Origin of the sequence: Embleya sp. NPDC127516 (genome assembly GCF_044765325.1) — a bacterium.
Lineage (GTDB): Bacteria > Actinomycetota > Actinomycetes > Streptomycetales > Streptomycetaceae > Embleya.
In genome coordinates, this window is record NZ_JBIWJT010000001.1 from 155,421 (window position 1) to 173,387 (window position 17,967).

Here is a 17,967-nt window from a genome sequence, read left to right on the forward strand (position 1 = left end):
ACATGATCACAGAGCCACAGGGGTCGGCCCACCGTGTCAGGACAGCAACTTCGCGCCGGTCTTCGCGCGCACCTCGTCCTCGGTGACGTCGGGAGCCGTCTCGACCAGGAGCAGGCCGCGGTCGGTGACGTCGATCACCGCGAGGTCGGTGACCACGCGCTGGACGCAGCGCCTGCCGGTGAGCGGCAGCGAACACGTCTCGACGATCTTGTGCTCGCCCTTCCGGGACACGTGCTCCATCAGCACGATCACCCGACGGGCGCCGTGCACGAGGTCCATCGCGCCGCCCATGCCCTTGATCATCTTGCCGGGGATGGTCCAGTTCGCCAGGTCGCCCACCGCGCTGACCTGCATCGCGCCCAGGATCGCGGCGTCGATGTGACCGCCTCGGATCATCCCGAAGGACAGCGCCGAATCGAAGAACGAGGCACCCGGCAGGACCGTGACGGTCTCCTTGCCGGCGTTGATCAGGTCCGCGTCGACCTCGTCCTCGCGCGGGTAGGGTCCCACTCCGAGCAGCCCGTTCTCCGAGTGCAACACCACGTGCACGCCGGCCGGGATGTGGTTGGGCACCAGCGTGGGCAACCCGATGCCGAGGTTCACGTACGACCCGTCGGCCAGCTCGGCCGCCGCCCGCGCGGCCATCTCGTCCCTGGTCCAGGCCATCAGTCGCGCACCGTCCCCCACGCCGCCGGCGCGGTGATCGTGGTCTTCTCGATCTGCTTCTCGGCGGCCTGGGCCGCGCTCAGGACCACCACCCGTTGCACGAACACGCCGGGCAGGTGCACCTCGTCCGGGTCGAGTTCGCCCGGTTCGACCAGTTCCTCGACCTCGGCGACGGTGATCCGCCCGGCCATCGCGGCGAGCGGGTTGAAGTTGCGCGCCGACTTGTCGAACACCAGATTGCCGTGCCGATCGCCCCGGGCCGCCCGGACCAGCGCGTAGTCGGTGGTGATCGACTCCTCCAGGACGTACTCGACCCCGTCGAAGACCCGCACCTCCTTCCTCGGCGAGGCCACCACGACCGCGCCGGCCGCGTCGTAGCGCCACGGCAGACCGCCCTCGGCCACCTGGGTACCGACGCCGGCCGGGGTGAAGAAGGCCGGAATGCCGCACCCACCGGCCCGCAGCCGTTCGGCGAGCGTGCCCTGCGGGGTGAGTTCGAGCTCGATCTCACCGGACAGGTACTGCCGGGCGAACTCCTTGTTCTCACCGACATAGCTGCCGGTCGCGCGCGAGATGCGCCCGGCGTGCAGCAGGATGCCGAGTCCCCATCGGTCCACGCCGCAGTTGTTGGAGACGACCCGCAGATCGCCGGCGCCCTGCGCGTACAGGGCCCCGATCAGCACCGAGGGAATCCCACACAGCCCGAACCCGCCGACCGCGATCGAGGCCCCGTCCCCGATATCCGCCACCGCCGCCTCGGCCGTACCGACCACCTTGTCCACGCCATCTCCGATCACCCACCACCCCGACCCCCCGAAGCTATGCGCCCACCCCCCGCCCCACCCCCCAACCTTCCACCCACCGGAAACCCACCAAAAGCGCCGGCCAGGCCACCCCACAGCCCAACCGGCGCTCCCACAACCACCCAACCCGCCCGCAACCGACCACATCCAACTCGGCCGACCAACCCAGCCCGGCCGGCGCCTGAGGCCACCCAGCCCGGCCGGCGCCTGAGGCCACCCAGCCCGGCCGGCGCTTGAGGCCACATAGCCCGTGCGGCGCTTGAGCACACCAGCCCGGCCGGCGCTTGAGGCCACCCAGCCCGGCCGGCGCTTGAGGCCAACCCAGCCCGGCCGGCGCTTGAGGCCACCGGACCGCAGGTCGACCAACCCCCGTCACGCGAAGCGAAACCGCAGGTCGGCCAACCCCGTCACGCGAAGCAAGAGAGCGGCTTGCCGTCGTTGAACGTCACCATGTCCCCGAGCGCGCCGTATATGTCGATCGCCCCCGCCCGCTCGACCCCGTTCAACTCCGCGTACGCACGATGCAGGTTGCCCACGATCCGCTCCGGGTCGGACAACGCCGCATACTCGCCGAGGTCCGTCTCGCGCGCCACGCTCAACGGGTCCAGCCCCGCGTCAAGCCCCTTGCGCGCGGTCTCCAGCACGAAGTTCGTGTACCCGATCGCGTAGTCGATCTGCTCCGGACCACACACCTCGCCGTGTCCGGGAACCAGCGTGGTGGCGCCCAACTGCTTCACCCGCTCCAGCACTTCGAGGTAGCCGGCGGGCGAGCCCATCAGCAGGAACGGAGTGCCGCCGTTGAAGATCAGGTCGCCGGTGTACAGGACGCCCTGCTCCTCGAGCCACACCACCGAGTCGTTCGAGGTGTGTGCGGCGCCGAAGTGCCGTACCTGCGCGCGCAGATCGCCCGCGTACACGGTGACGCCGTCGGTGAAGGTCAGGAACGGCGGGACCGCGCGCACTCCGCCCCAGCCGACGCCCGGCCAGATCGATTCGACCTCCATGATCCCCAGATTCAGGATCTCGGTCCGGGTGTTCTCGTGCGCCACGATGGTGGCCGACTCGAACAGGTAGTTCCCGTTCGTGTGGTCGCCGTGGTGGTGGGTGTTGATCAGCGTGCGCACCGGGGCGTCGGTGTGCTTCGCGATCGTCTCCAGGAAAGTGCGGGTCCGGGCCTCGGTGGCACAGCCGTCGATCGCGACGACGCCCTCCGGACCGACCAGGAACCCGGTGTTGTTGATCCACCAGGTGCCGTCCGGCTGGATGTACGCGTACGCTCCGTCGGCCACCTCCTGGACGCGAGGCGGATCCATCCGGCCGTGATCGTGCTGCGACGTGCTCATCGATACTCCCGATCGACTGGGGGTGTGCGTTGACGTGCATACACCGCCGACCACCCCGTGCGCAGCCTGACGAGCCGTCAGGTGCCGCGTCCGGTAGGGCTTGTCCGGGATGTCCCGGGCCCGGCGGGCGATTCGGGGTCAGTTCACCGCGCGGCCGGTGAACGCGGCGAGCCGGTCGGCGGGCGGCGCGTCCGCGGCGACCGGCTGCTCCGGGCCGAACGCGCGACCCTCCCCGCGCGCGGCGTCCGGCAGGGTCTTGCGCATGCGCTCCAGGAGCACCTCGGCGAGCTCGGGGTCCAGATCGGTCGGCTTGCCCAGGGCGCGGGCCAGGTCCCACGCGTGCACGAAGATGTCGCCGGTGGCCAGGCCGAGCAGGAAGCCGCCGCTCTGCTCGCCGAACGGGGTCTTGATCGCCGCGGCGATCCGCTCCGGGGTGAAGGTCGCGAGCATCGTCTCGACGACCGCCTCGAAGTCCTCCCGGGGATCCTCGGAAACCGGCTCGGTGGGCCCGGCCAGGGCCGCCGCCAGACCGCGCTGCGCGCCGGTGGCATGCGTGAGCAGACCTCGTACGTCCCACTGATCACACGGACACTCGAGCCCCAGCTGTTCGTCGCCGACCTCGGCGAGCAGCGGACGGAAGGCGTCGACGGCGCGCCTGTACTGGGTTATCTGGTCCACGAGGACTCCTCGGGCAGGTGACGCCGCGCGGGCACGGCATGCGTTCCGGGTGACGGACGACGAGCAGCGGTCAGATTACGCCCGGGTCCCCGGCGGCGATACGGCCGGTTGGGGAATGTTTGGCGCCTGCACGTATGTTTCACATCCGGTGCGTCCGCCGCCGTGACCGTCGGTACGTCCGTCCTTTGTATCGCCCCAGGGCGTGTCTTCGATCCCGTGCGTCCCGGGACGCCGCCGCCGAGCGTCGCGTGCCCCCGACCACCGAGCAAGGAAGCTGGAGAGCAAGTGAAGGTCGAGATCTACAGCGATATCGCGTGCCCGTGGTGCTACGTCGGGAAGCGGCGCTTCGAGCGCGCGCTCGCGGCGTTCCCGGGCGCCGAGGACATCCAGGTCACGTACCGTCCCTACGAGCTGGACCCCACCACTCCGGCCGAGCCGGCGCCGCTGCGCGAGCGACTGGCCGCGAAGTTCGGCGCGGCGAACCTCGACGGGATGAACGCGCGGCTCGCCGACGTGGGCGCCGGCGAGGGCATCACCTTCGACTTCACCCAGGCCCTGGCGGTGAACACGCTGACCGCGCACCGGGTGTTGTGGCTCGCGCTCACCGAGTTCGGTCCGGCGGCCCAGGCCGCGCTCAAGGACCGGCTGCTCGCGGCGTACTTCACCGAGGGCGAGAACGTCGCCGACCACGACCGGTTGACCGAGTTCGCGGTCGAGGCCGGCCTGGACCGGGACCGCGTGGTCGCCTTCCTCGCGTCCGACGAGGGCACCGACGAGGTCCGGCGCGAGATCGCCGAGGCGCGGGAGATGGGCGTCACCGCGGTGCCGACGTTCGTGTTCGAGGGCAAGTGGGCGGTCCAGGGCGCGCAGGAGGCGTCCACGTTCCTCCAGGTCCTGGAGCAGGTGCGGGATCAAAGCGCCGAGTCGGCCGCGCCCGCGGGCGACGGCGACGCGTGCGCCGACGGCTCCTGCGCGGTGTGAGCGTCTCGGGGGGAACGACCCGGGAACTCTCCGCCGAGCGGTTGCGCGGTGCGCGACTGGCCGCGCTGTTCGTGTTCTTCGCGTTCAGCGCCGCGGTCGCGGACTTCCTGGCCCGGATCCCGCAGTTCAAGGAGGATCTGGAACTCGACGACGCCCAGTTGGGGCTGGCCCTGCTCGGCTCGCCGGTCGGCGCGCTGGTGGCGGTGCAACTCGCGGGTACCGCCGCCGGGCGATGGGGCAGCAAGCGGGTCGCGCGGGTGTCGGTGATCGGCGGCTGTCTGGCGCTGCTCCTGCCGGCGTTCGCGTGGGACCTGCCCTCGTTGGCGGTGGGCCTGCTGGTCCTGGGCATGCTGATGGGCTTCACCGATGTCGCGGTGAACGCGCAGGGCGTGGCGATCGAGCAGCACTTGCGCCGCCCGATCATGAACAGCCTGCACGGCGGTTACAGCCTCGGCGGGCTGTTCGGCGCGCTCGTCGGATCCGGCGCGGCTGCCCTGGGGATCACTCCCCGGGTGCATCTGTCGGTGATGGCGGTGGTGCTCGCACTGGCCGTATGGGCGGGTTCGCGTGCGTTGCTGGGCGTCGCGGACGACCCGCATGTACACGCGCCGGTCGAGCCGGCGGATCCGGCGCGACCGGCCGCGCCGGCCGCGGGCGGTGGTCTGCTCCGGTTGCTCGCGGGCTATCGCGCCGTGGTGTTGCTCGCGCTGATCGGGCTGTGCTCGTTCGTCGGCGAGGGTGCGGTGGCGGACTGGAGCGGCGTACATCTGCGCGAGACGCTGGACAGTTCGCCGGGTGTCGCCGGGTTGGGCTTCGCGGGCATGTCGGTGGCGATGGCCGCGGGCCGGTTCGCCGGTGACCGGGTGGTGGAACGGTTCGGCCCGGTCGCGGTGTTGCGGGTGGGCGCGCTGATCGGCGCGCTCGGCATGACGCTCGCGTTGGCCACGCCGTGGCCGGCGGTCTCGGTGCTCGGCTTCACGCTGTTCGGCGTCGGGGTGGCCCCGGTCGCACCGGTGACGTTCAGCGCGGCCGGCAACACCCCGGGAGTGCCCGCCGCGTGGGCCATCTCGCGGGTGACCGGCATCGCCTACATCGGGCTGCTCGCGGGCCCGCCGATGATCGGCTTCATCGCCCACCACACCAGCCTGACCACGGCGTTGGCCATTCCGGCGGTGCTGGTCGCGATCATCGCGCTCACCGCGGGGGCGGTCCGCCGCTGACTGCTCCGTTCCCGGGTACCGGTCCGCCGATCGATCCGATCGGCGGACCGGTACCCGGGAACGGATCCGAGGTGGGCCCGGGCACGGGGTGTGGGCACGAGGTACGAGCCCGAACCGGAGCACAGGCCCGAGCACAGGCCCCGGGCACCAGCCCCGAGCACAGACCCCGGGCACAGGCCCCGAGGGCCGAACCCACCCACGCCGGGCGCCCGCGTCAGGACAACTTCCGCGCGTAGTTGATCCCCCGCGCCTGCCACCGCGCCTCGTGCGTGCCGATCCGGGTCCTGAAGTCCGCCCAGTCGCGCCGCTCCGGCCGGGACCAGGCCGCCTCGGCGACCGCCGCGATCCGTGGGAAGAGCAGATACTCGGCGTCCGCGACGCTCTTGATCGTCTCGCCCCACAACGCGCCCTCGACCCCGAGCACCGCGTCCGCGGGCAGCCCCGGCAGGTGCGTCGAGGGTTCCCAGTCGTAGGACGTGCGCACATCCACGGTGCCCGCCCAGGTCACCCCGAGCCGCTCGCCCCCGGCGTACTTCATGTCCAGGTAGGCGTGGTCGGCCGGGGCCATCACCACCTTGTGCCCGGCCCGCGCGGCGGCCGCGACCGCGGCCGCGTCCTGCTTGGACGCGCCCCAGTACTCGATGATCGCGCCGGGCACCGGGTCGCCCGCGGCGAGTTGGTGCCATGCGATGAGTTGCTTGCCGTGCCTGGCCACGATCGGCTGCGCGCGGGCCATGAACGCCCGGTACTGCGCGGGCTTGAGGGTGTGCGTCTCGTCGCCGCCGATGTGCAGGTAGGGGCCCGGGGTGAGTTCGGCGAGCCGGCCGAGCACCTCGTCGAGGAAGGTGTAGGTCGCCTCGCCGTCCACGCACAGCGCGGAGAAGCCGACCTGGGTACCGGTGTAGGGGGCGTACTTGCGTCCGTCGCACGCCAGTTCCGGGTAGGCCACGATCGCCGCGTTGGTGTGTCCGGGCATGTCGATCTCGGGCACCACGGTGATGAAGCGCTCGGCCGCGTAGCCGATCACCCCCTGGTAGTCGGCCGCCGTCCAGAAGCCGCCCGGCCCGCCGCCGACCTGGGTCGAGGCGCCGATTCCGGTGAGTCGGGGTCGGCCCTCGATCGCGATCCGCCAGCCCTGGTCGTCGGTCAGGTGCAGGTGCAGGTGGTTGAACTTGTAGGCGGCGATGTGGTCGATCAGTCGGCGCATCTCGGCGGGCGGATAGAAGTGCCGGGCCAGGTCGATCATGATGCCCCGGTACGGATACCGCGGCGCGTCCCGGACCACGGCGGGACGCAGTTCGAACGGTGCCCGGGCCGGGACCAGTTGGCGCAACGTCTGGGCGCCTCGATACAGGCCGGCCGGAGCGCTCGCGCGGATCGTGGCGCCGCCCGCGGTCACGGTCAACGCGTACGCCTCGTCGCCGGCCGGCCGGTCCGCCGGCGTCGTCCCGGGCGGGTCCGGCACCAGGGACAGGTCGGTTCCGGCGTGGGCGCGGGCATCGACCACCACGGGCAGGGGCAGGCCGGTGGCGGTGCGCAGTTCGGCGGCGACCACCTCGGCGACCGCCCGCGCGGCCTCGGTCGCGGCCCGCACCCTGGTGTCCCGGGACAGCGTCCAGCCCGCGCCCTGGGCGCCGAGCGCCTCGATCGGGATCGGGACCAGTCCTCGGGCGTCGGCGGCGAGTGGTCCGGGCGGCGGCTCACCGGCCTCGGCAGCGCCGGGCTCGGCACCACCGGGGTCCGGTGCGCCCGAGCCCGGGGCCGCGCCCGGGTCGGTCCCGGGGTTGCCGTCGGAGGAGGACGAGTCGGTGACCCATACGGCCGTCCCCGCGGCGGCGGCGATCGGCACGGCCAGGAAAAAAGCCAGGGCGCGTCGGCGCTGCATGTGACTCTCCCAATTCGGTCCGCCGGGATCGGTCTCGGCTCAGTCTAGGCAGTCGGGGTCGACTATCCGGTTGGTCGACACTTCGAAACCGGAGGGCAACGATCCGGTATATCCCAACGAATGGTTGGCAAACGGGCACCCGGAGGTGGGGGTCAAAATACGGATAAAGACGTCCGACGGGAGAAGTCGGAGCCAAATCAGGTGATATGCGTCCGTGTATTGCCATGACCGACCATGCATATTCCTTCGCAGAGTTAACTTACGGATGTCAACATTCGCCGCCGTATGCGGGGCGCGCGATGCATTACCCACCGGCCACTGCGAGCACACGTGCGAATGCCGCTAGGCTCTGCCCGTCGTGCACGGAATAGGACGCGATCCGCGTCACCGAAAGCGCAAGACCGGAAAGTGCGAATCATCGGGAAAATGACGTACTTGACAAGCGGAATACTCGACTCCGTATCCCTGCCTCGCTCCACCCCGGCACCGACCTGGTGGTGGACGACCTGAACATCACTCGGAAGCTCGTCCTGCTCGTCGCCGTGCCCCTCACCGTGATGGTGGGGTCCGCGGGACTCGCCGTGTCCACCACGACCGGCGAGGCCCTCGACGCGAACCGCCTTCGCTCGCTGACCAAGGTCTCCGCGGAGGCGGGCGAGCTCGCGCACCGCCTGCAGAGCGAACGCGCGGCCGCCGCCGCGGTGCTGTGGCCGGACGCCGGCAGCAACGCGCTGGTCACGTACCACCAGCGCACCGCCGCGACGGACGAGAGCGCCACGCGCTACCGCAAGTTGCGCAAGGACCTCGGCTCGATCCCCGGCAACACCAAAGAACGCCTGCGCAGGCTGGACGCGGGTCTGACCGACCTGACCGCGCTGCGCGAGCAGGTCCAGGCGCCCAAGGGCACCTCGCTGACCGCCGTCGTCTTCCGCTACCGCATCCTGATCGCGGACGCGCTCGACTACCGCGACAGCGTGGCCCAGGCCGGCGGCGCCGGCCCCGACAACTCGGACCGCCTGCGTGCCGCCGCCGCGCTCTCGCACGCCACGGAGTGGCTGGGACAACAACAGACGGCGGTCCTGCGCGCGTTGTCGTCCAACCGGATCTCGCCGTCCCAACAGCAGGACATCCTGGCCACCCGGACCGGCTACGACGAGAGCGAGACGTCCTTCGAGTCGCTCGCCGACGAGGAGTGGCTGGGCTGGCTGGAACTCGCCCAGACCGGCCCGGAGATCCTGGCCGTCCACCAGCTCGAGGACGCCGTCTCCCGGGCCAAGGTGGACACACCCATCCTGATCCCTCAGGACGTGTGGACCAAGGCGACCGCCGACCGGATCGCCCGGATCAGCGACGTCGAACGACGCGTGGACGCGTCGGTGCTGTCCTCGGTCAGCGACGAACGCGACAGCCGACGCTGGTGGGCGATCGGACAGGCCGCGGCGGTGCTGCTCGCGCTGGCCGCCGCCGTGATCCTGGTGCTGCGCCTGGGCCGGCCGATGACGCGCGAACTGCTGCGCCTGCGCGACACCGCGCACGAGGTGGCCTACACCGGTCTGCCGGACGCGGTCGCCAAGCTCCAGCAGGGGCGTTCCCTCGACGGCGCGACCGCCGACGAGATCGCCGAACGCGCGGGGACCCCCATCGAGGTGCGCGGCAAGGACGAGATCGCCGAGGTGGGCTCGGCGTTCAACACCGTCTTCACCGCCGCCGTCCGCATCGCCGCCGAACAGGCGGTCCTGCGAGCCGGTATCGCCACCGTGCTGGTCGCGCTCGCCCGCCGTAACCAGCGGCTCACCGACGGCCTGGTCAAGGTCCTCGACGAGGCCGAGGCGCACGAGCACGACCCGGACCGGCTCAAGCGGCTGTACTCGCTCGACCACCTGGTCCAGCGCATGGGCCGCAACAACACCAGTCTGCTGGTGCTCGGCGGCGAGGGCACCGCGCGCGTGCGCGAGGACGCGCTGCTCCTGGACGTCGCGCGTGCGGCGATCGGCCGGATCGAACGGTTCACCCGGGTCGACCCCGGCGCGGTGGACCCGCGCATCCTGATCGCCGGACGGGCCCGCGACGACGTCGCGCACCTGCTCGCCGAACTGCTGGACAACGCGACCAAGTTCAGCCGTCCGGAGACCTGGGTGGTGCTCCAGGCGAACCGTCGCGGCGACGGCGCGGTGCTGACCGTGACCGACTCCGGCGTGGGCATCACCCCGGAGCGGCTGGCCGGGTTCAACGAACGCCTCGCGTCGCCGGCCCAGTTGGACGTGCACGCGGTGCGCGCGATGGGTCTGACCGTGGCGGGCCACCTGGCCACGCGCTACGGCATCACGATCACCCTGACCCCGGGCCCGCAGGGCGGCACGGTCGCCGAGGTCGGCCTGCCCGAGGACATCGTGGTCTTCCGCGATCGCCCCGGTCGGCACCGCGGCGTGCCCAAGGCCGAGGTCGCGCAACTGCCCCCCTCGGGTCGGGCGCCGGACGTCGGCGTGCGCGCCGGCGGCCATCCCGACCCGGGTCCGTTCGAGCCGGTGCCGAGCGTGTTCACGCCCACCCGGCCGCAACCGGTCAGCGACGCGAGCGCTCCCGGACCGCGTGAACCCGCGCCCTCGGGACTGCGCTTCACCGGTTCTCGGCCGCCCGTGCCCGCCGCCCCGACCCCGCCCGCGCTCGCCCCGCCGGCCCCGCCGGCGCAGGTCGAACCCGAGCGGCGTCCGGAACGGTCGCTGCCGTCGGCTCCGGAACCGACGGAGTCCGGCCGCACCACGAACACGGGCCTGCCGCTGCGGGTTCGCCGGGACACTCCCACCGTGCACCCGGGCAGCCCCGCCGCACCCGCCGCGCCGCTGGTCGGCTCGGCCGGAACGCCCGCCCGGGCGAACAACACGCCGGACCGCCGGGACGCCCGCCAGGTGTCCGCGGCCATGTCCGCCTTCGCGCAGGGCATCGGGCACAGCCGGGCCCGCCGCGCCCCCTCGCCCCGCCCCGGCGGCGGCGAACCGGATCACAAGGAGAGATCGTGACCCACCCCACCGCAGCCGATCTCAGTTGGCTGCTCAACGATTTCGCCACCCGGGTGCCCGAGGTGCTGCACGCCGTCGCGGTCTCCGCGGACGGACTCGTGGTGGCCAACACCAGTTCGCTGCCGCAGGACCGCGCCGACCAGCTCGGCGCGGTCGCGTCCGGCCTGGTCAGCCTGCTGGCCGGTGCCGCACGGCTGTTCGGCACCGACCCGGTGGCCAGCAACCTGACCGAGATGAACGGCGCGTTCATGTTCTCGATGCAGGTCAGCGACGGTGCCTCGCTGCTGGTGCTGGCCTCGCGGGAGTGCGACATCGGTCAGGTCTCGTTCGAGATGGCCGAGCTGATCAACCAGGTCGGCCCGGCCCTGACCCCGGCCGCCCGCGAGCGCTTCCTGCACGTGCAGCGCGGCGCGCTGGGCTGACCGAAGCACTCTCGCGTCCCTCCCGACGCAGCCCTCCCTCTGCTCGATCGCTCTCCCACGTCCACACCCTGGAGCACGTCATGACCCCGGCAAGTCCCATAACCCGACGCACGTTCCGCGTCACCGCCGCCGGCCTGATCGCCGGCGCCCTCGCCTTCACCACCGCGTGCAGCGGCAGCGCGGCGGACGACAAGAAGGGCGGGTCGTCCTCCGGCACGATCAAGATCGGCCTGACGATCCCGCTGACCGGTGTCTACGCGTCGCTCGGCCCGGACCTGCAGAACGGCTTCCAGACCTACCTCGACCAGCACGGCGGCAAGCTCGGCGGGCACAAGATCGAGCTCGTGATCACCGACGAGGGCGACGGCCCGCAGACCTCGGTGCCCTCGGTCACCAAGCTGATCAAGCAGGACAAGGTCACCGCGGTGGTCGGTCTGTCCAACGCGGCCACGGTGGCCGCCAACGTGCAGATCGTCAACGACAACAAGGTGCCGATGATCGGCGCCGTCGGTCGCCCCGGCAAGATCGACAAGCCGGACTACGTCTGGCACACCAGCTACCTCTCCGAGGAGCCGGGTGTGGCGGCGGCGCCGTACATCAAGGAGAACGTGGCCGGCTCGGTCTACGCGATCGGCCCGGACTACCAGGGTGGTTGGGACCAGCTCGGCGGCTTCACCAAGACCTTCGATCAGGCCGGCGGCAAGTTGGCGAACCCGGACGGCAAGACCAAGTGGACGCCGTTCCCGGCCACGACCAACTTCCAGCCGTACTTCACCGAGATCAAGAACTCGGGCGCCAAGGCCGTCTACACGTTCTACGCGGGCACCGCCGCGGTGAACTTCGTCAAGCAGTACAAGCAGTCCGACGTCAAGGACATCCCGCTGTACGCCGCGGGCTTCCTGACCGAGGGCGCGGTACTCGGGGCCGAGGGTGATGCCGCCAAGGGCGTGTTCACCTCGCTCAACTACACGCCCACCCTGGACATCCCGGCCAACCGCTCGTTCGTCGCGGCCTACCAGGGCAAGTACAACACGCTGCCGACGATGATGTCGGCGACCATGTACGACGCGGCCGCCGTGCTGGACAAGGCGATCGCCGCCGCGGGCGACAAGGTCACCCCGGAGGCGGTCAACGCCGCGATCGCCAAGACCGGCAAGGTCGACAGCCCGCGCGGGTCCTGGGAGTTCAACCCGAACACGCACGCTCCCGTGCAGAAGTGGTACCTGCGTGAGGTCAAGCAGGACGGCACCGCGCTGAGCAACGTGATGGTCCGCGAACTCGGCACGCTCGGCTAGCGGCGGATTCGGAGCGAAAGGGAGCGTGCCGTGGGCTGGTTCGACGACAATTTCATCCCCGCCCTGGACGGAGTGGCCTACGGGCTGCTGCTGTTCGTCGTGGCCGCGGGCCTGACTCTGGCCTTCGGCTCGGGTGGAGTCCTCAACCTCGCGCACGGCACGCTCTACGCGTTCGCCGCCTACACCGCGACCGCCGTCGCCGACGGCTCGTGGGTGGGTCTGGCTCTCGCGGTGCTCGCGGGCATCGGGGCGGGCGCGGCCGGTGGCGGGGTGCTCGCGGCGCTGACCGCGCCGATCGCCGGCAGAGGTCATATGGCGCAGGCCATGCTGACCTTCGGCGTCGCGCTGGTCGGCAGCGATCTGCTGACCACCACGTTCGGCAAGGACGACCCGCAGGTCTCGGTGCCCGGCGCACTCGAGGAGCCGGTGTCGATCCTGGGCCACAACTACCCGGGCTACCGACTCGCGTTCATCGTGGTCGCGGTCGTGCTCGGGGTCGCCGGCTGGTACGTGCTCTCGCGTACCCGCGTGGGCGCGGCCGTGCGCGCGTCGGTGGACGACCCCGAGATGCTCGCGGCCGGCGGCATCTCGCCGGCCCGGGTGCGCACGGGCGTACTGATCGCCGCGGGCGCCCTGGCCGGCCTCGCGGGCGGTCTGGGCGCGCCGATCATCGGCCCGTCCACGTCGGTGGCCAACACCGTGTTGCTGCAATCCCTGCTGGTCGTGGTGATCGGCGGGCTGGGTTCGGTCGGCGGTGCGCTGTTGGCGGCGATCCTGGTCGGCGAGGTGCAGACGCTCGGCGTCACGCTGATGCCCGACCTCGCGCCCTATCTGCTGTTCGCCACGATGGCCGTGATGCTGATCGCGCGCACCGCGCGCTTCGGCCCGACGGGGAGCCGAGTATGACCACCCTCGCCCTGCGCGCACGCACCGCGCTGCGCTCGCCGCGCGCGGTCCTGGTGGGCCGAATTTTGGCCGTCGCCGCGATCGTGTGGTTGTTCGCGGCGCCCTACCTGGTCGGCCTGTTCACCCTGATCCTGCTGTCCCAGGCGCTGTCCCTGGGCGTGCTCGCGGCCAGCGTCGCGGTGCTCGGCGGCGGCGCCGGACTGCCCTCGCTGGGCCAGGTCGCGCCGTACGCGGTCGGCGGCTACACGGCGGCGATCCTGGCCGAGCACGGCATGCGGATCGGCGTCGTGCACACCCTGGTCGCGGCGGCGGCCGGCGCCCTGTTCAACGCGGTCACCGCGCCGATCGTGGTGCGCACGCGCGGCGTCACGGTGCTGATGATCACCCTGGCCGTCGGCGAACTGGTACGCACCGCCGCGGAGAAGTGGAAGTCGGTCACCGGCGGCACCGACGGCAAGTCCGGTGTGCCGCCGATCGAGCCCTTCTGGGGCATGGGCGACCTCGTCGACGACGTGGACACCTACTGGTACGTGCTGATCACCACGCTCGTGGTGATCGGGATCACCGCGCTGGTGCTGCGCTCGCCGGCCGGTCTGCTGCTGGACGGCGCGCGCGAGAACGAGACCCGGATGCGCGCGACCGGCCACCCGGTGACCCGCTACCTCTCGGTCACCTACATCGGGGTCGGCGCGCTCGCGGGCGTCGCCGGCGCGTTGCTAATCTCGGTGCAGCGCTACATCTCGCCCGCGCACATCGGCTTCGACACCTCCTCGCTGGTGCTGCTCGCGGTGGTCATCGGCGGCGGCGCGTCGCTGGTCGGCGCGATGATCGGCGCGGCGCTGATCGTGTTCACCAGGGACTGGCTCTCCGGTCCCTGGCCCGGGCACGGCCCGCTGCTGCTGGGCGTGCTCTTCCTGATCGCGGTGTACACGCTGCCGGGCGGCCTGGTCGGATTGACGGCGGGCGGCCCACGCGCCGCGTGGCGCGCCCTGGCCCGAGCCGGCGGAGCGGCGGAGAAGGAAGGGCAAGAGGGGGAAACCGAGAAGGCGGTGGCGGATCCGGTCACGAAGCCGGAAACCGTCGCCGACCCGGAGGCGCTGCTCACCATTACCGGCCTGACCCGCCGCTACGGCGCGCTGGCGGCCGTGGACGGCCTGGATCTGACCGTGCGCCGCGGTGCCCGGCACGCGCTCCTCGGTCCCAACGGCGCGGGCAAGTCGACCGTGCTCGGCATGGTCGCGGGCGCGATCCCGGTGACCTCGGGCAGCATCGTGTTCGCCGGTCGCGACATCACCCGGCTGCCTCCGGCGCGCCGCTCCCGGATCGGCATCGCGCGCGCGTTCCAACAGCCCGCGGTGGTGCCCTCGCTCTCCGTCCTGGACAACGTGACACTGGCCGCGTGGCGGCACGCCCGGGTCACCGGCACGGCGTGGCGACCCACCCGCTACCGCGCGTTGGCGGCTGAGGCGGCGACCCATCTGGAGACCGTCGGCCTGACCGACCGCGCGGACGAGAACGCCGGCGAACTCTCGCACGGCTCACGGCGGTTGCTCGACATCGCGATGGCCCTCGCGGGCCATCCGAAGCTGCTGCTGCTGGACGAGCCGGCCGCGGGTCTGACCGACACCGACATCGAGCGGCTGGCCGCGGTGCTCAAGGCGCTGCCGGCCGAGGTGACCATGGTGCTGGTCGAGCACAACTTCGCGCTGGTGCGCGAGGTCACCGACACCGTGACGGTGCTGGCGTCCGGACAACTGCTGGCCACCGGCACGCCCGACGAGATCGCGGCGGACCAGGCGGTACGCGACACGTATCTGGGCGCGTCCGAGCCCGAGCACCAGGAAGTGGGCTGAATCGTGCTGGAGATCGGCGAACTGACGGCGGGCTACCAGGGCGGCTCGGTGCTGCACGGGGTGGACCTGAGCATCCCCGAGGGCACGGTGCACGCGCTCCTGGGCGCCAATGGAGCGGGCAAGTCCACCCTCATCCACACCGTCGCGGGGCTGCTCAAGCCCTCCGGCGGCCGCGTGACGCTGGACGGTGGCGACCTCACCGGGCGTCCCGCGCACCGCGTCTCGCTCGCGGGCATCGGCCTGGTGCCGCAGGGTCGGCGGGTGTTCGCGAGCCTGACCGTGGCCGAGCATCTCAAGCTGGCCCACCGCAAGCACGCCGCGTGGACCCCCGCGCGGGTGCTGGAGCTCCTGCCGCGCCTGGGCGAGCGCGCGGGCAATCGGGGTTCGCAACTCTCCGGCGGCGAACAGCAGATGCTGGCGATCGCCCGGGCACTGCTCGGCGGGCCGCGGCTGATCCTGCTGGACGAGCCGACCGAGGGCCTGTCCCCGGTGATCGCCGAGCAGATCCGGGCGTTGATCACCACGCTCGCCGACGAGGGTCTGACCATCCTGGTCGCCGCCCCGCAACTGGGCTTCGTCCAGGGCATCGCGGATCATCTGACGGTGTTGTCCACGGGACGCGTCACCGCGCGGCTGACCTCGGCCGAGGCTGCCGCCGACCCGGGCCCGATCCTGGCCGCCCTGGCCCCGGGCGTGGCCGCGACCGGCTGACCGCACCGGCGCCGGTCGGCCGTGGGGCGTGCCCCCGGGTCCGACCGGCGTCGCCGCGCCGGCGGCCTCACAGTTCCACGCGCCGGATCTCCAGCGTCGTCCAGGCCCCCACGTGCACGCGGTCGCCGTCCTCGAGGTGCACCGGGTCGCGGCGGACCCGGTCGAAACCGGCGTTGATGGTGGTCCCGTTGGCCGATCCCAGGTCCATCACCTCCCACGTGCCGTCCCCGCAGCGCAGCAACATCGCATGGCGGCGGGAGACTCCCGGGTCACCGATCGGAATCTCCGGCGGGGCCGAGCTCGTGCTGGAGTTGCGCCGGCCGATGCGCATCGACTCGCCGGTCAACTCCAGCGTCCACGGCTCCTGTTCGTGCGGGAAGCGCATGCTGTGCGCGTCCGGGCCGTCCCATTCGAGCACCCGCAGGAAGTAGTCGTGGTCGGGCACCACGCGGGCCGTCCACACCGTGCGGGAAGGCGGCGGGTCCTCGGTCGGCCCCGGCCCGCCCTTCGTGCCGTTGCCTCCGTTCCCGTCCTTCCCACCGCCCCCGGTGTTCCCGGTGTTCCCGTCGTCGTCCACGCCGCCGGGCTGGTTCGACCCGTGCGTCAACTCGTGCCCGCAGCCCTCGCAGAACTGGTCGTTTGGCGTGTACTCGGTCGCGCAGAAACGACAGGTCAGCACGTTCCCGCCCGGCCCCGACCCGTCCGGGCCCGACCCGCTCGGGCCGTCGGACGGATCGCCGGCGGTGGGCATCGTACGTCCGCACTCGTCGCAGTAGTCCGCGGCGGTGGACTCATGACCGACCGGACAGATGTGCATGAGCGGACCTCCTTCCTGTTCCCCGTACCCAGCCCGACGCGTGCCGGCAACCAGGCTCAGCCCTCGATCGGCGGTCCCACCCGGGCAGTCTTGTGCGACTCGACGTCGATGATCATCATGCCCTCGTCGTCGTCGTTGCGGAGCCTGCTGGTGCCGTCCGCCTCGACCTCCACGACTCGGCCGAGCAGCCGCGCGGTGTGCTCGTCACCCGCCTCGTTGGCCAGCTCCAGGGCCTGCACCAGCCGCGCGGTCGCGGTGGTCTCGTCCCCGTCGCGACGGGCCTGCAGACCCTCCTGGACCGCGTTGGCCAGCTTCTCCCGACCGGTGACCTTGGCCACCTCCTGGTTGATCCGGGTGGAGAGTTCCTCGTCGTCGGTCCACTGCGCGAACACGCCGGCCTTGGCCAGTTCCAGACCGCCCGCGCCGTCCGGCAGCACCACCGAGATCTGACACGGACGGCGCTTGCCGCCCGGGTTGACCTCGTCCGGCTCGACCTCCAGGCACACGTGGTAGTGCTTGCTCTCGCCGCCCCACGAACCGGTCGGGTAGTCGCCGACGTTGGGCCCCACCTCGGTGCGCCGCGCGGTCAGGTCGTCGATCACCGGGTAGGTCTGCTTGACGTACTTCACCCGGGCGTTGTTGATCGTGCGCACGCGCAGGGTCACGTCGGCCACCGACTTGCCCATCGCGTTCTGCATCATCCTGGTGAAGTCGGCGACCAGGTCCGCCGGTTCGCTCACCAGGCCGATGTCGCCCAGCAGCGCGGTGGAGATCTTGCGCACCTCCTCCACCCGCCAGTCCAGGCCGATGCCCCGGCAGTCGCAGACGAACACACCCTCGCAGTAGGCGATCGCCTCGGCGAGGTCCTGCTCGCGCTCGCTCTCGTTCTTGCCGTCGGTGAGCAGGATCGCGTGCCGGATCGCGTCCTTGTGCGGTTCCAACAGGCGACGGGCCATCAGCAGCCACTGCCCCATCGCGGTGCCGCCGCGCGCGCGGAGCTTGTCCACCTCGCGCTTGGCCTCCTTGCGGGTGCGCTCGTCGGCCGCGACCAGGCCCTCCTCGAACGGATACACCATCGACGCCATACCGGTCCCCGAGACCACCGCGAACAGTGTGCCGTCGCGCAGCGTGTCGATCGCGGCCTTGGTGGCCTGCTTGGCGGCCTTGAGCTTGGTGGACGGGAAGTCCATCGAACCCGAGCTGTCCACCATGATCACCTCGGCGCCGCGAGCGCCGGCCCGCACTCCGGTCGGCGGCCCCGAGGCCCGGATGTGCGCGACGGCGTGGACCTCGTGACCTCCCATCGGGAGGTAGGGGTTCTGGTTGATCTCGATGGTGAATTCGGGGGCGCCTGACATGAATCCGACTCC

15 protein-coding genes are annotated in these 17,967 nt (G+C 71.6%); 8 read left to right on the forward strand and 7 right to left on the reverse strand.

Going from position 1 to position 17,967, the window contains the following annotated elements; all coding sequences use genetic code 11:
* Positions 1 to 36: 36 nt before the first annotated feature.
* From ACIRL2_RS00695 to ACIRL2_RS00710, 4 genes are all read right to left on the reverse strand, one after another.
* A complete protein-coding gene (locus ACIRL2_RS00695) occupies positions 37 to 666 on the reverse strand; it encodes a 3-oxoacid CoA-transferase subunit B (RefSeq protein WP_395859713.1) in 630 nt (209 codons plus the stop codon).
* The gene (locus ACIRL2_RS00700; protein WP_402229145.1) at positions 666 to 1,448 is read right to left on the reverse strand and encodes a CoA transferase subunit A; all 783 of its coding nucleotides are present in this window, start codon (positions 1,446 to 1,448) and stop codon (positions 666 to 668) included. Before ACIRL2_RS00700 ends, ACIRL2_RS00695 begins: the two co-directional genes overlap by 1 nt.
* 428 nt (positions 1,449 to 1,876) lie before the next feature.
* Entirely contained in the window at positions 1,877 to 2,812 is a 936-nt protein-coding gene (locus tag ACIRL2_RS00705; RefSeq protein WP_395859716.1) for an MBL fold metallo-hydrolase, read from the reverse strand.
* A 138-nt stretch (positions 2,813 to 2,950) separates the two neighbouring features.
* On the reverse strand, positions 2,951 to 3,490 hold the full coding sequence (locus tag ACIRL2_RS00710) for a TIGR03086 family metal-binding protein (RefSeq protein WP_395859717.1): 540 nt from the start codon (positions 3,488 to 3,490) through the stop codon (positions 2,951 to 2,953).
* Positions 3,491 to 3,775: 285 nt separating this feature from the next.
* On the opposite strand from ACIRL2_RS00710, the gene ACIRL2_RS00715 reads away from it, so the two are divergent.
* Both ACIRL2_RS00715 and ACIRL2_RS00720 read left to right on the forward strand, forming a co-directional pair.
* On the forward strand, positions 3,776 to 4,471 hold the full coding sequence (locus tag ACIRL2_RS00715; protein ID WP_402229147.1) for a DsbA family oxidoreductase: 696 nt from the start codon (positions 3,776 to 3,778) through the stop codon (positions 4,469 to 4,471).
* Positions 4,468 to 5,691: an MFS transporter gene (locus ACIRL2_RS00720; RefSeq protein ID WP_395859719.1), complete on the forward strand. Its 1,224-nt coding sequence runs from the start codon at positions 4,468 to 4,470 to the stop codon at positions 5,689 to 5,691. The genes ACIRL2_RS00715 and ACIRL2_RS00720 overlap by 4 nt, the downstream gene beginning before the upstream one ends.
* A gap of 214 nt (positions 5,692 to 5,905) precedes the next feature.
* On the opposite strand, the gene ACIRL2_RS00725 is transcribed toward ACIRL2_RS00720, so the two are convergent.
* Positions 5,906 to 7,576, reverse strand: coding sequence for a family 20 glycosylhydrolase (locus ACIRL2_RS00725; protein WP_402229150.1), 1,671 nt, complete (start codon positions 7,574 to 7,576; stop codon positions 5,906 to 5,908).
* Between the two features lie 497 nt (positions 7,577 to 8,073).
* Here ACIRL2_RS00725 and ACIRL2_RS00730 point away from each other — a divergent pair, with 497 nt between their 5' ends.
* The 6 genes from ACIRL2_RS00730 to ACIRL2_RS00755 all read left to right on the forward strand — a co-directional run bounded on the left by ACIRL2_RS00730 (position 8,074) and on the right by ACIRL2_RS00755 (position 15,780).
* Positions 8,074 to 10,593 carry a nitrate- and nitrite sensing domain-containing protein gene (locus ACIRL2_RS00730; RefSeq protein ID WP_395859722.1) on the forward strand — a complete coding sequence of 840 codons (2,520 nt, stop codon included), beginning with the start codon at positions 8,074 to 8,076 and terminating at the stop codon, positions 10,591 to 10,593.
* Positions 10,590 to 11,015, forward strand: coding sequence for a roadblock/LC7 domain-containing protein (locus ACIRL2_RS00735; RefSeq protein ID WP_360314312.1), 426 nt, complete (start codon positions 10,590 to 10,592; stop codon positions 11,013 to 11,015). The genes ACIRL2_RS00730 and ACIRL2_RS00735 overlap by 4 nt, the downstream gene beginning before the upstream one ends.
* Before the next feature lie 80 nt (positions 11,016 to 11,095).
* Complete coding sequence (locus ACIRL2_RS00740) at positions 11,096 to 12,310, forward strand: ABC transporter substrate-binding protein (protein WP_395859723.1); 1,215 nt, start codon at positions 11,096 to 11,098, stop codon at positions 12,308 to 12,310.
* 30 nt (positions 12,311 to 12,340) lie between these two features.
* Positions 12,341 to 13,216 carry a branched-chain amino acid ABC transporter permease gene (locus tag ACIRL2_RS00745; RefSeq protein WP_395859724.1) on the forward strand — a complete coding sequence of 292 codons (876 nt, stop codon included), beginning with the start codon at positions 12,341 to 12,343 and terminating at the stop codon, positions 13,214 to 13,216.
* A complete protein-coding gene (locus tag ACIRL2_RS00750) occupies positions 13,213 to 15,069 on the forward strand; it encodes an ATP-binding cassette domain-containing protein (RefSeq protein ID WP_402229155.1) in 1,857 nt (618 codons plus the stop codon). The genes ACIRL2_RS00745 and ACIRL2_RS00750 overlap by 4 nt, the downstream gene beginning before the upstream one ends.
* 3 nt (positions 15,070 to 15,072) lie before the next feature.
* Positions 15,073 to 15,780, forward strand: a complete 708-nt coding sequence (locus ACIRL2_RS00755; RefSeq protein ID WP_395859726.1) for an ABC transporter ATP-binding protein — start codon at positions 15,073 to 15,075, stop codon at positions 15,778 to 15,780.
* Between the two features lie 67 nt (positions 15,781 to 15,847).
* On the opposite strand, the gene ACIRL2_RS00760 is transcribed toward ACIRL2_RS00755, so the two are convergent.
* On the reverse strand, positions 15,848 to 16,597 hold the full coding sequence (locus ACIRL2_RS00760) for an FHA domain-containing protein (protein WP_395859727.1): 750 nt from the start codon (positions 16,595 to 16,597) through the stop codon (positions 15,848 to 15,850).
* A gap of 56 nt (positions 16,598 to 16,653) precedes the next feature.
* Positions 16,654 to 17,955 (reverse strand): VWA domain-containing protein, encoded by a 1,302-nt coding sequence (locus tag ACIRL2_RS00765; protein WP_395859728.1) that lies wholly within the window; start codon positions 17,953 to 17,955, stop codon positions 16,654 to 16,656.
* Between the last annotated feature and the right edge of the window lie 12 nt (positions 17,956 to 17,967).